This is a genomic window from Pseudoalteromonas luteoviolacea NCIMB 1942, from assembly GCF_001625595.1.
Taxonomy (GTDB): domain Bacteria; phylum Pseudomonadota; class Gammaproteobacteria; order Enterobacterales; family Alteromonadaceae; genus Pseudoalteromonas; species Pseudoalteromonas luteoviolacea_A.
Genome location: NZ_AUXT01000201.1, coordinates 82,994 through 96,260, shown reverse-complemented (window position 1 = coordinate 96,260; position 13,267 = coordinate 82,994). Strand labels below are relative to the sequence as shown.

Annotated in this window: 12 protein-coding genes and 1 pseudogene; 2 read left to right on the top strand and 11 right to left on the bottom strand. The window is 42.4% G+C overall.

What is annotated here, in order from left to right; genetic code table 11:
* Window positions 1-61: 61 nt before the first annotated feature.
* The 3 genes and pseudogenes from N482_RS24540 to N482_RS20450 all read right to left on the bottom strand — a co-directional run.
* Window positions 62-484 (bottom strand): annotated as a pseudogene (locus tag N482_RS24540) (ISAs1 family transposase); the annotation flags it as partial.
* A 171-nt stretch (window positions 485-655) separates the two neighbouring features.
* Window positions 656-1,354, bottom strand: coding sequence for an SDR family oxidoreductase (locus N482_RS20455; RefSeq protein ID WP_063378823.1), 699 nt, complete (start codon window positions 1,352-1,354; stop codon window positions 656-658).
* Between the two features lie 122 nt (window positions 1,355-1,476).
* Window positions 1,477-1,860, bottom strand: coding sequence for an STAS/SEC14 domain-containing protein (locus tag N482_RS20450; RefSeq protein ID WP_063378822.1), 384 nt, complete (start codon window positions 1,858-1,860; stop codon window positions 1,477-1,479).
* Between the two features lie 162 nt (window positions 1,861-2,022).
* Between N482_RS20450 and N482_RS20445 the strand changes: the two genes are divergently transcribed.
* Window positions 2,023-2,793, top strand: coding sequence for a putative porin (locus N482_RS20445; RefSeq protein WP_063378821.1), 771 nt, complete (start codon window positions 2,023-2,025; stop codon window positions 2,791-2,793).
* 22 nt (window positions 2,794-2,815) lie between these two features.
* Here the strand turns inward: N482_RS20445 and N482_RS20440 are convergent, their stop codons facing one another.
* From N482_RS20440 to N482_RS20405, 8 genes are all read right to left on the bottom strand, one after another.
* Window positions 2,816-4,126 (bottom strand): class I SAM-dependent methyltransferase, encoded by a 1,311-nt coding sequence (locus N482_RS20440; protein WP_063378820.1) that lies wholly within the window; start codon window positions 4,124-4,126, stop codon window positions 2,816-2,818.
* Window positions 4,127-4,146: 20 nt separating this feature from the next.
* Window positions 4,147-4,752: a LysE family translocator gene (locus tag N482_RS20435; RefSeq protein ID WP_063378819.1), complete on the bottom strand. Its 606-nt coding sequence runs from the start codon at window positions 4,750-4,752 to the stop codon at window positions 4,147-4,149.
* Between the two features lie 115 nt (window positions 4,753-4,867).
* Window positions 4,868-6,043 (bottom strand): 2-methylaconitate cis-trans isomerase PrpF, encoded by a 1,176-nt coding sequence (gene prpF, locus N482_RS20430; RefSeq protein WP_063378818.1) that lies wholly within the window; start codon window positions 6,041-6,043, stop codon window positions 4,868-4,870.
* Between the two features lie 54 nt (window positions 6,044-6,097).
* Complete coding sequence (gene acnD / locus N482_RS20425; RefSeq protein WP_063378817.1) at window positions 6,098-8,686, bottom strand: Fe/S-dependent 2-methylisocitrate dehydratase AcnD; 2,589 nt, start codon at window positions 8,684-8,686, stop codon at window positions 6,098-6,100.
* Window positions 8,687-8,783: 97 nt separating this feature from the next.
* Window positions 8,784-9,905 (bottom strand): bifunctional 2-methylcitrate synthase/citrate synthase, encoded by a 1,122-nt coding sequence (gene prpC / locus N482_RS20420; RefSeq protein ID WP_063378816.1) that lies wholly within the window; start codon window positions 9,903-9,905, stop codon window positions 8,784-8,786.
* Window positions 9,906-9,996: 91 nt separating this feature from the next.
* On the bottom strand, window positions 9,997-10,875 hold the full coding sequence (gene prpB, locus N482_RS20415; RefSeq protein WP_063378815.1) for a methylisocitrate lyase: 879 nt from the start codon (window positions 10,873-10,875) through the stop codon (window positions 9,997-9,999).
* 27 nt (window positions 10,876-10,902) lie between these two features.
* Window positions 10,903-11,565 carry a GntR family transcriptional regulator gene (locus N482_RS20410; RefSeq protein ID WP_063378814.1) on the bottom strand — a complete coding sequence of 221 codons (663 nt, stop codon included), beginning with the start codon at window positions 11,563-11,565 and terminating at the stop codon, window positions 10,903-10,905.
* Window positions 11,566-11,895: 330 nt separating this feature from the next.
* On the bottom strand, window positions 11,896-12,105 hold the full coding sequence (locus N482_RS20405; RefSeq protein WP_023398377.1) for a cold-shock protein: 210 nt from the start codon (window positions 12,103-12,105) through the stop codon (window positions 11,896-11,898).
* Window positions 12,106-12,605: 500 nt separating this feature from the next.
* Between N482_RS20405 and N482_RS20400 the strand changes: the two genes are divergently transcribed.
* Window positions 12,606-13,256: a hypothetical protein gene (locus N482_RS20400; RefSeq protein ID WP_231100905.1), complete on the top strand. Its 651-nt coding sequence runs from the start codon at window positions 12,606-12,608 to the stop codon at window positions 13,254-13,256.
* The last annotated feature ends 11 nt before the right edge of the window (window positions 13,257-13,267 follow it).

The window sequence follows — 13,267 nt, the reverse complement described above, 5'->3', positions numbered from 1 at the left end:
GCGTCTATCGTAACGAAACAGTCTCTTATTTCTAACAGTGTCAAAATACCTGGTAACGTATTCATTTAATTAGACTTTTATCAACGGGTGCTTGTCCTAAGACAACCGCATTTTCACACGTAAATGCACTCACCATAAACAGTGCATCTCGTCTATCAGCTTGAGTAAACGAACCTTTTAATCGTTTCCCATCTAAGGCAATAACTTCACCATGGGTGAGCTTGCAACACGTTTTCATCCAAGATGAAAACGAATCTTGAAATTGTGTTATGTCTATGCAGCTCATTACTCGAACAATGGTATCGTGGCGAGGAATGCCATTTTTAAACGGTACAAACTTTCTAAGCCAATCTAATCTATCGCGTCCAAAACCTTCAATATCTTCCCAATCTTGACATCCTGAAGTGACAGCACTGACCGTTAAGAATATGATATCAAAGGGCTTGTGGACTACTTTACCTTGTTGTCGAGGGTCATCAATTGATTCGAAGTACTTAAAGAATTGTGGTTAAGACATAAGCGTGTTACTTAAAAAAGAAGTATAAAATCATACTTCTAAGTCAAGGTAAAGTTCGTGATCAGGCCCTATATTTTCATGACTTTATAATATGGGCTGTTAAAGGAAAATGGGGATGCTAGCGCTCATAACAGGTATTTACCAAGGAATTTTACTGCCATCGTAACTAATAAAGCCGCCACTCTCCGTATCAGTTAGGTTATCTATAACTTGCTTCAACCCTATAGCTGACTCTTGGGCTGTAATCAGTGCACTTGGTCCACCCATTTCAGTTTTAACCCAGCCCGGATGCAGCGCAACGGTTTTGATACCTTCTGGTAGCAGATCATTAGATAAACTTTTGACTACGGAATTCAAGGCTGCTTTTGAGCTGCGATAAATGTACCCGCCTCCCTTGGTATTTTCTGTATGGCTACCAACTCGTGACGAAAGGGCTGCAAATATTTTTTTATCGCTCAGTTGCAAATTACTATAAAACGCTTCAGCTAACTTTGCTGGAGCAATAGCATTGACTTCCATAACCTCTCGCCACGATTCAACATCACAATTTCCGAAGCCATAACCTTTTGGCCCGTAAAGACCCGCATTATTGATGATCAAGTCAATAGGAACGCCAGCCAGTGAATGAGCAAGCTCGTTCACTTGTTGATAATTCACAACATCCAACTCGTGTATCGCTAAGCTACCACTTGCTTCTTGTTCAACTAGCTTTTTTAGCGCCTCGGCTCTTGAGGACTCCCTCACCGTTGCCAACACCTGCCAGCCACTCGCCAAATACAACTCTGTTAAAGCTAACCCGATGCCTCTATTCGCTCCTGTGACTAATACACGTGCCATAAAACCCTCTATTTTGTTTGTCCATATCGCTTATGAAGTGCATTGTGAATAAGGGAGAAAATCTATTCAAGTAAACGAAGAAATAAAATCGTACAGCAGAGTTTGATAATGGTATTAGGTAACTAGGAGGCTGCTTCTAGCCAGCTTTTTGCTGCGTTATTTCTAGAAAAATAACGAGTTTGCCCGCCAAGTATCCACCCACCAATCGTGGACGTAATACGATGCAACCGACTATTCCCAATTACCGCAGTTTTTGTAAATTGTTCACTATATTGAAATGCAATCCTCATATCATTGAGTGCTTCCCCCATCTCCCATCCCGTCAACTCGGTGATGTCAATAAGCGCATAAACAGCATTACGCTGATTTCTAGCAATAGCGTGATCCACCACTGGTAATATAATCAGATAGTCTTTATGTGTCAGTTTACCAACCGCTTTAAAGCTCAGTAATAAACCAGACTCCCTCACCTCAGTAGTAACAGAAATTCCGTGGAATTCATTCATTGCAACAACCGTTCATCCAAGTAAACTTTTAGTAAACAAATCACATTATTTTAAAATAGTTCAAAATGACAAATCGCGCACATTTATTCAAATCGTCTATGCTTAAACTTATGCATTTGCCAGCAATAACAACTAATTTATGCTTCGAAAATAGGAAAAGCCTTGAAAATACTAATAATATTGATATTCAGTCTGTGCTCTTCACTTTGCTTTGCTAACACCGACAAAACGTGGTTTAACCAAGCTGTGTATACCAAATTTGAGGATGCAGATGTCCACTCTTGGCAAGTAAGTAGTCATTATTATTTTGCCCCTCAAGCTTACTTTGGGGTCTGGGATGATTTCGGCTATTTGGACACAGACAGTAATATTTTGTTGACTTACACCAATGACGAGGATGTATACACGGGCGTTGAAGGAGAAGCCTTTCTCGGTAATTGGTTTGCCCCTTTGGGCATCGCAGATCTAGGTAATGCTGATGACGATTATTCAATCGGAGTAGGTCACCTGTTTTATGATAGTTTTAAAGCGAGCGTCAGGCATCAGCGCTTAACGAATGGCGAAGACATCACGTGGTTTCAAGGTCAGCTCAATATCGACTTAAACACCGATGCTTATGTTGGTATCACAGCCAACAGTGATGATTCCCTAGATGATTGGACTGTCGAGGTACGATATTTCAGGGGGTTAGGGGGGCAAAAGTTCTTTACCTTGGACCTGTCTCATCACAATCAAACGACTAAAAACCACAATGACTTTTTGGCCAATTACTACTTTAATCAACACTTTGCACTGGGTGTCGGCAGTCATGCATCCCACCTTATAATTGAGGGTAAGTATTTTGTGAATCATAGTTTTTTTGTAAAGGCTCGCTATCAAGAGCAAAGCGATGATGAAAAGTCGTTAGAAATGTCTATGCAGGCACAATTCTAATCTAACCAGAGTCTAAGTACCTTCAAGTCTTAACATCTGTGATTTTCGCTAGGCACTGATGGTTTATAGAAGTAATCGTTACGTTATCCAACGGACCAACGCGCTCTGAAAGCCACTTCTCAAAGTCTGTAAACCGTTCAAGTTCATACATTTTACCAATTACTTCACGAGAGTTTAGTGACAGAGCATCGTATAAACAAAGCTCTCCTTGCCACTCTTGCTCAGATGTAGCAACTTGCTCGCCCCGTTTTATTAAATATGCACGCTGAAAAGAGCGTTTTATTTGCACTAGACCTAGTGTGCTGGTATCACCAGATTGTGGTAGTTTAAAATCAGTTCTCTTCCATTCAGGCTTCGGAAAAACGACTGAAAAGTCAGGGCTATCAGGTTGAACATATTTAAATACAATGAGTTTGCTTGGCGTCAAAACGGCATCATAAGGGCTAAAAGCAAAGGCAATGTTTAAGCTACAGTCACCTTCATGTAAGGATAAATCACGATATATCTGAATGTCTGTTGTAAGCTTCACTACATGCTCTGCCCAGTCCCCATCAGGGATGATTAGCTCAGCGTAGAAACACGCATCATCACCTCTATTTAATGCCTGCGCACGTTCTTTATCTAAGCAAAAGAATTCACCAACAAATACGTCTCCCTCAGACTGCTGCGACTGAGGCGTTAGCCAAGTTTTTAAGCTAATCCGTTCAGGTATTAATACACCATCAGACTGTAAGTACTGCACTAAATGCTTAAAAATAAAAACTTGTGGCTCACGCTTTAATAGCGCGGTCATAGTTTCAGAAATGATAATGTCGAAGTGCTGTTGTTTGCGCTTTGGTCGCCACTGGGTTGCATCACCATGCACTAATTCAATTTGGTAGCCTTCAAGGCCAAAATGCGTTATCAAAGTCTCAACCGCAGCTATATTTTCTTGATGGATATCCAGTAAAGTTATTTCCAGAGGAAGCTGTTCACTGCTGGCAGCCAAAAATGGTAAGAGTAAGGTTGCGTAAGGACCAGTGCCAGCGTAAAGAATTTTAATAGGTTTTATGTTCGCCAGTAGTTTGTCTGCAATCGCGTTTGCCACGCCTTGAGCAAACATTTGAGTGCGTACAGTTTCTTCAAAACACTTAGCTGCCTGAACAGGAGAAATGGCCACACCGCATGCCGTTTGGGTCTTTTTCGAGTCATTCATATCCGTATCAGTAAATACTTGCGTTACCTCTCCTAGATACGCAACCATTGCTTTGATTTCAGACTTGCTAATGGTCCCTTTTTGGGAGTGCAGTAGCTTATTTACCGTCTCAACAAATTGTGCTTTGGTTTGACACATAGTATCCCTACAGATTTTTCTTATATTATTTCAGAGGATAGAGTGACAAAGAGCAAAAGTAAAACCAGTAAACTCGCAAAAAATACTCTTAAATACCTAAGTTGCTTATTTGTTTTTACAACTCGGTGGAGCAGCCCACCCAAATATAACCACAACGTATCAACGCAGACTGCGACTAGAAATAGCGTCGAGGCTGCAATGACACTAGCCTGAGCTGCAGACTCCATAGGAATATTCGTATTAGCAAAAATTGCGATACATGCTGCATATGCCTTGGGGTTTAATAAGTTGAGAATAAAGCCATCTTTAAACCCTAAAGGCTGACTGCTAAACTCTGACAGTCCACCTTCATTGGTTGCTATTTTAAAGGCAACATAAAACAAATATACAAGTGCTCCTATCTGTAAAGCTTTGGTCAACTGAGGAAAGCTTAACAACAATGCACCCAGCCCCGTAGCAGACGCAACAATTGCAACCAGAAGTCCCGTCAAAATACCAAACAGAAAAGGTCGGCCTGCACGTACGCCAACGCTTGCCCCAACAGCCGCAAGTGCTAATGGCGCTGGGCCGGGAGAGCCAAGCAAAAAAAATGTTGTAAGTGCCAAAGACAGTAATGCTTCATGCATAATACATCTCCAAAAGATCCTTAAGAAATAGCAAAAATTGATTGGTATGTGATGAGAATGGATATTTTTAAGGGGACACATAAAATTGCCCCCAAACAATGGTTGTTTTGACTAATTACAAAATATCGGGAATGCGCACGGTACCTTCCATTAAAACACGTGCACTGCGGCTCATAATCGCTTTTTTCGCAAGCCAGCGTTCACCTTGTAATTGCGCTTCAGCACCGACTTTCAGAGTGCCTGAAGGGTGGCCAAATGTGATCTGTGTTCTATTTCCGCCACCAGCAGCTTGGTTTACCAATGTGCCCGGAATGGCGCCTGCGGTAGCAATCGCCACTGCCGCCGTGCCCATCATAGCATGGTGTAACTTACCCATTGAAAGCGCACGCACACACAAGTCGATGTCTTGCTCTGTGATGGCTTTCCCACTGGATGCCAAATATTGTTGAGGTCCACTGACAAAAGCAATTTTTGGCGTATGTTGTCGAACTTTCGCTTCTTCCAGTGTCGAGATCAGCCCCATTTTTAAGGCCCCATGAGCGCGTATTGTTTCCATGCGCGCCAATAGTTGAGCGTCACCATTAACGGCTTCTTGTAATTCTGTACCGTCAAAGCTAAGATCTTGTGCTCTGAAAAATAATGTTGGGATCCCTGCATTTATCATTGTGACATCAAAGCTACCAATATCTGGAACTTCAAGTGTGTCAACAAGATTGCCACTTGGAAACATGTCCGCATTTGCATCAGCTGGGTCTAAAAATTCCACGACAACTTCAGCTGCCGGAAAGGTCACACCATCTAGCTCAAAGTCACCTGTTTCTTGTACTTCACCATTTGTAATAGGGATATGCGCAACGATTGTTTTACCGATATTTGCCTGCCAGATGCGTACGACGGCAACGCCATTTTTAGGGATCCGCTCGCCAGAGACTAATCCATTACTGATTGCGAATGCTCCCACCGCAGCGGTTAGATTGCCACAATTACCACTCCAATCGATAAATGGTTTGTCGATTGCGACTTGGCCAAACAAATAGTCAACATCATGATCGGGTTTCGAGCTTTTCGATAAAATAACCGTTTTACTGGTGCTAGACGTCGCACCGCCCATACCATCAGTTTGCTTAGCATAAGGATCTGGACTACCGATCACTCTGAGAAGTATCTGATCTCTAATTTCTCCAGGTTTTTGGGCGGCTTGAGGTAAGTCATCCAGCTTGAAAAAGACCCCTTTGGAGGTTCCTCCGCGCATATATGTCGCGGGTATTTTTATTTGTGGTTTAAAGCTCATTATGTTTCCTAACGAAAAGCCCAAGCATTGCTTGGGCTTTAATTGATAACAGTGTTACGCGTTAGCTTCTAAGAAGTCTTTAGCGAATCGTTGTAATACCCCGCCAGCTTCATAAATTGACACTTCCTCTGCGGTGTCCAGTCTACAAGTTACTGGCACCTCTACGACATCGCCATTTTGACGGTTTATCACAAGCGTTAATGTGGTACCCGGCGTGCGTTTGCCTTTTACATCGTACGTTTCTGCACCATCTAAGCCTAACGTGAGACGAGTCGTTCCTGCTTTGAATTCAAGCGGTAATACGCCCATACCAATTAAGTTGGTTCTATGGATACGTTCAAAGCCTTCAGCGACGATAACTTCAACGCCCGCTAGGCGTACACCTTTTGCAGCCCAATCCCTTGACGAACCTTGACCATAATCTGCACCAGCAATGATGATCAGCGGCTGTTTACGCTCCATATAGGTTTCGATGGCTTCCCACATGCGAGTAACTTTACCTTCAGGCTCAACACGAGCAAGCGAGCCTTGCTTCACGGCACCATTGTCTTTGACCATTTCATTAAGCAACTTAGGGTTCGCGAATGTTGCACGTTGCGCTGTCAAATGATCGCCACGGTGGGTCGCGTAAGAGTTGAAATCCTCTTCCGGTAATCCCATTTTCGCCAAGTATTCACCCGCCGCGCTACTTGCTAAGATGGCGTTAGATGGGGACAAGTGATCCGTTGTAATGTTATCGCCTAGAATTGCCAACGGGCGCATTCCCTTCATGGTACGCTCACCGGCAAGTGCGCCTTCCCAGTATGGTGGGCGACGGATATAAGTACTCATTTCTCGCCAGTTATACAGAGGGTCATTGTCCTCACCATAGTCGACACTCAAGTCAAACATTGGGTCATACACCTCTCTGAATTGCTCAGGCTTAACACTTTGTGCGATAACTGAATCTATTTCTTCATCGCTTGGCCATACATCTTTGAGGGTAACTGGGTTGCCATTTTGATCATGACCTAATACATCTTTTTCGATATCAAAACGAACAGAACCTGCAATCGCGTAAGCCACCACCAAAGGAGGTGATGCTAAAAATGCTTGCTTGGCATATGGATGAATTCGTCCGTCGAAGTTGCGGTTACCAGATAAAACCGCTGTTGTATATAAATCCCTGTCGACCACTTCTTGCTGAATTTTAGGATCGAGCGCACCACTCATGCCGTTACAGGTAGTACACGCAAATGCCACGATACCAAAGCCCAATGCCTCCAATTCAGGTAATAACTGTGCTTCTGTCATATAAGAACGGACAGCTTTTGAGCCAGGAGCGAATGAAGTTTTGACCCAAGGCTTACGTTTTAAACCAAATTTGTTTGCATTACGTGCCAGCAAACCAGCAGCAACGACGTTGCGTGGATTACTGGTATTCGTACAACTGGTAATTGCGGCAATAATCACCGCACCATCTGGCATTTGGTCTTCTGTTTTTTCATAGTCAGCAACAATCCCCTGCTTTGCAAGGTCTTGTGTCGCAACTCTGCGGTGCGGATTCGATGGTCCTGCGAGGTTTCGACCTACACTCGATAGGTCAAACTTCAACACGCGCTCATATTTCGCTTGTGTCATAGAATCAGACCACAAACCTGTTAGTTTGGCATACTGCTCTACAAGCTGAACCTGCTCATCATCACGGCCAGTTAGCTTAAGATAATCAATCGTCTTTTGATCGATATAGAACATTGCAGCTGTTGCACCATACTCTGGTGTCATATTTGAAATTGTCGCACGGTCGCCAAGGGTCAGGTCGTCAGCGCCTTCACCAAAGAACTCTAAATAGCTCGAAACCACTTTTTCGTTACGTAAAAACTCGGTAATCGCCAACACAATATCCGTTGCGGTGATCCCTGGTTGGCGTTTACCTACTAGCTCAACACCCACGATATCAGGTAAACGCATGTATGACGCACGCCCGAGCATCACGCTCTCAGCCTCTAAACCACCCACACCGATAGCGATGACTCCCAATGCATCGACATGTGGCGTGTGGCTGTCTGTGCCAACCAAAGTATCAGGGAATGCAACACCATCACGCGCTTGAATAACAGGAGACATTTTCTCTAGGTTAATTTGGTGCAAAATGCCGTTGCCAGGTGGAATAACATCGACATTTTTAAAAGCGGTTTTGGTCCAATTGATAAAATGGAAACGATCGTCATTTCTGCGGTCTTCAATTGCCCTGTTTTTCTCAAAAGCATTTTCTTCGTAACCCGCATGTTCCACCGCTAAACTATGGTCGACTATCAACTGCGTTGGTACAACCGGATTTACTTTGGCTGGATCTCCGCCTTTCTCAGCAATCGCGTCACGTAAACCTGCTAAATCAACCAATGCAGTTTGACCAAGAATATCATGGCAAACCACACGCGCAGGAAACCACGGGAAATCTAAGTCGCGACGACGTTCAATAATTTGAGTTAAATAATCATTTAGTTTTTCCGGTTCGGCTTTGCGAACCAAGTTTTCTGCCAGCACTTTTGAGGTATAAGGTAGTCCTTCATATGCACCAGGCTTTATCGCTTCGATGGCTTCACGCGTATCGTAATAGCATAGAGTTGAATCAGGTAATCGTTTACGGTAGTGGGTGTTCATAACTGCTTATTCCAACTGAGGTGTGACGGTATGTATCCGCTTGAATCAGACAACACTTCAAGCGTGTAAAGGCCCAACATATGGGCCTATCTCCTGCTTATCTTTCAGAAATAGCAGGGACTGGACGTAATTCTTCGCCTGTGTATTCAGCAGAAGGGCGAATGATACGGTTATCTGCACGTTGCTCCATGACATGTGCAGCCCAACCCGTCAGTCGTGATATCACAAAGATTGGTGTAAACAATTTAGTTGGAATACCCATAAAATTATAGGCCGAAGCGTGGAAGAAATCCGCGTTACAGAAAAGCTTTTTCTCACGCCACATCACTTCTTCACAACGCACTGAAACAGGATAAAGTACTGTATCACCTACATCCGCTGCCAGCTTTTCAGACCATAGTTTAATGATCTCATTACGCGGATCTGATTCAGAGTAAATCGCATGGCCAAAGCCCATAATTTTTTCTTTGCGCTCTAACATGCCCATCATTTCTTCTTCAGCATGGTCAGCTGATTCAAATCGCTCAATCATTTCCATTGCAGCTTCGTTTGCACCGCCATGTAACGGACCGCGCAAGGAACCAATTGCGCCAGTAACACAAGAATGCATGTCAGACAGTGTTGATGCACAAACACGCGCTGTGAAAGTTGATGCATTAAATTCATGCTCTGCATATAAAATAAGTGAAACATGCATAACGCGCTCGTGAAGTTCTGAAGGTTTCTCGCCGCGTAACAGGTGTAGGAAGTGTGCACCGATTGAATCGTCATCAGTCTCAACATCAATACGTACGCCATCATGGCTGTATCTGTACCAATAACAAATGATACTAGGGAAGCATGCCAACATGCGGTCAGTTACTTTACCTTGTTCATCGTAGCTTGCTTCACCTTCAAGGTTACCTAGCATTGAACAACCGGTACGTAGAACATCCATTGGATGAGCATCAGCAGGAATACGCTCTAGCACATCTTTTAGTGCCAAAGGTAGTCCTCTCATAGACTTAAGAAGTGCTTTGTATTCGTCTAGCTCTGTTTGGTTTGGTAAGTTACCCTTTAAAATCAAATACGCAACTTCTTCAAACTGACAATTTTCTGCCAAATCTTTTACATCATATCCACAATAGGTTAAGCCTGAACCTGACTTTCCTACTGTTGAAAGTGCGGTTTTCCCTGCAACTTGACCACGTAAGCCAGCGCCACTTAGTACTTTAGCCATGATATTCTCCTGAAATTTTTACCTGCTGAATTTATAAATTTTAGTACGGGACAAGCAAAACACTGCTGCCCTCTTTTATTTGTTTATATGTTTATTTGTTTTTGCCTTCTGCAAATAGCGCATCAAGCTTTTGCTCATAGCCGTGATAACCAAGGTAATCGTATAAATCCATACGCGTTTGCATTGTGTCGACAACCGCTTTTTGATCACCGTCATTGAGCAATGTTCTATATACCAGTTCAGCCGCTTTATTCATTGCTCTAAATGCACTTAGCGGATATAGCACCATACCAACTCCCCACTCGGCCAGTTCTTGTTTGTTCCAAAGCTCAGTTTTACCAAACTCGGTCATGTTTGCTAAAATCGGCACATCAAGCGCTTCAGAGAAAGAACGATAATGCTCTTCAGTTTGAACCGCTTCAGCGAAAATACCATCGGCACCTGCTTCAACGTATGCTTTTGCACGTTCAATTGCAGCTTCTAAGCCTTCTTGGGCGAAAGCGTCAGTACGGGCCATGATGAAAAAGTCTTTATCTATACGAGCATCTACTGCGGCTTTGATGCGATCAACCATTTCTGCTGTTGAAACAATTTCTTTATTTGGTCTGTGACCACAGCGCTTTTGTGCAACTTGATCTTCAAGGTGAACGGCTGCTGCGCCTGCTTTTTCCATATCGCGGATCGTCTTTGCAATATTAAACGCCCCACCCCATCCCGTATCGATATCTACCATCAAAGGTAAATCACAAGCCGATGTAATACGCTGAACATCAGCAATCACGTCGTTTAAGGAAGTCATTCCAAGATCAGGTAATCCATATGAAGCATTCGCAACACCACCACCTGAAAGATAAATTGCTTGGTGACCGATTTGCTTGGCCATCATCGCACTGTATGCGTTGATGGTGCCTACAATCTGCAATGGTTGATTTACGCTTAATGCGTCACGAAATTTTTTTCCTGCACTCATGGTGGTGTTATCTCCTGTGATGATCTTTTACATTTTAGATAATTTGACGGCAATATTATTTTTTGAGTATTGAATGTGGCGTCTCATAAGAATTTCCGCCAATTCACCATCTCGATTTGCGATGGCCTTAACGATATGTTTATGCTCGTCATATGCGGTTGTTACACGAGGGCCTGTCATACCTAATTGCACTCGGTACATTCTCGCTAAGTGGTATATACCGTTACTTAACATGGTGATAAGTTGTTGATTTTGAGTGCCAACAATAATGCGATAGTGAAAATCTAAGTCGCCGGCTTCCTGATAATATGATTGCCCTTGCTTAACCAGCTCAAACTGATCGTCCAGCAAGTTAGAAAGCTTGTCTATTTCTGTTTCAGGCATGTTTTGTGCCGCTAAGCGTGCAGCCATCCCCTCTAAAGCTTCTCTGATCTGGTAAAGTTCAAGCAGCCCTTCAGCAGTCAAAGTAACAACGCGCGCACCAACATTTGCCTTTCGCTCAACAATATTACACGCTTCCAAACGATTAATAGCTTCGCGAACAACAGCTCGACTCACCTCGTACTTTGTCGACAATTCAACTTCACTAAGCTTTGCTCCAGCAGAAATCTCACCCTCAACTATTTCTTCTCTCAAACGAAAAAACGTTTTATCTGAGGATGTTACTGCCTGCTCTTGGAAAAAGCCCATTATCAGCCTATGTGTATGTAATCTGTTAATGCCAACAATATAGATACACTTTACGTTAACGTCAACCTAATAAATCTAAAATTGTCGACAATTTTATTATATGCTGTATTCACAAGATTTATTCTTCCATGAGCAGATAGACATGATTGAGTTTAAAGGACCCATTATAGGTTCAAATTCATGTCGATTTGATTGCACGCACATGTTCTAAATTAACAATATAAACAAGGTAGTAAAAGGTAGGGATATGAGATAATAGTCGAGAGAATGAATTTTGGGCATTAAAAAAGCAAGCTAAGCTTGCTTTTTTAGGTGTTTAAACTGTGACAGTTACAGCTTAACGATTTCTTCAGCCTGAGGACCTTTTTGACCTGTAGTAAGTTTAAACTCTACACGCTCGCCTTCAGCTAATGTACGGAAACCGTCGCCTTTGATTGCACTGAAGTGTGCAAATACATCTGGGCCATTTTCCTGAGCGATAAAACCGAAGCCTTTTGACTCGTTAAACCACTTTACTGTACCTGTTAAAGTATTAGACATAATAATAAATCCTGATAAAAAATATAAATGCCAATCCTTAAAAGCAAACTCTAAACTGCTTAAAGAGAATCTATTTTTACAAAACTGGCAAACCTATGCCCTTGTGGGCGCATAGACCTAAATTTTGCCGGTGATAAAACTTCAGGACGGTACTACTACAAGCTAACACTTATACAACATCGTAATGGAGATTTATAAACACTGACCGAAATTCTGTCTATGTTCATCTTATAGGGATACCCCTCTAAGTCAACTAATTTTTAAACATATTTATGAATGCTTAATGACATATTCTCATAAGCAATGTGAACAATTAAATACAGTTCTATAACACCACTGAAAATGCGGTGTGCAACGGGATTGACGCAACTCAATCTTTATTGATTTTTATGCACAAAAATGTCAAAAAAAACACGTTTTTTAAAGTAGAAATGTATAATCAATTTACTGAAAATTACTTGGGAATAGCTTAGTTGAATATTGTTATAATCGGATTAATTTTGACATTTAGCATTGCATCTTACGCAACAATTAATATAACACCGCCTACCAAGCTGACTATTTCATATATTGATCATCCAAGCGTTTTAAATCAAGCGCTACCGCTCGTTGCACAAGCTTACCAAGCTGAGCGCATTGACGTCGATTTTGTAGCTATCCCATCTCACCGCTTAATCAATGAAATTCAGGCACAACATATTGACGGCGACGTTATTCTCGCCAAGGAGATATTTTCGCCTTACAAAGAATTAATCGCTGTAGGCCCACCGCTCACAAAAGTGCAGTTTGTTTTGCTTTGTGTTGAAGGTGTACCTTGCAACCTGCAAGTGCTGCAAACCTCCCCAAAAACAATCTTAGCAACCGATGAATCAATGCGAGTAATTCTCAACAAATTTCCAACCTCACGAAGAAATAGGTATTATCAACTTAACCAATTAGGCAAATTGCCTCACCTACTACAAGAAAAGCGCTTTGAATATGCAATATATGTGATGTCCTCTTCATGGCCTATCCCACAAGCTTTAGAGCATCTAAACCGTCATACATTGTTCGAAACACCGGCCTATCATGTTGTACACAAAAAACACGCCGCGATAGCTAATAGAATTGCGCCTCGCCTCACAGCAATTTTGAACAAACAAAGGAAATGAAAACAGGCGTA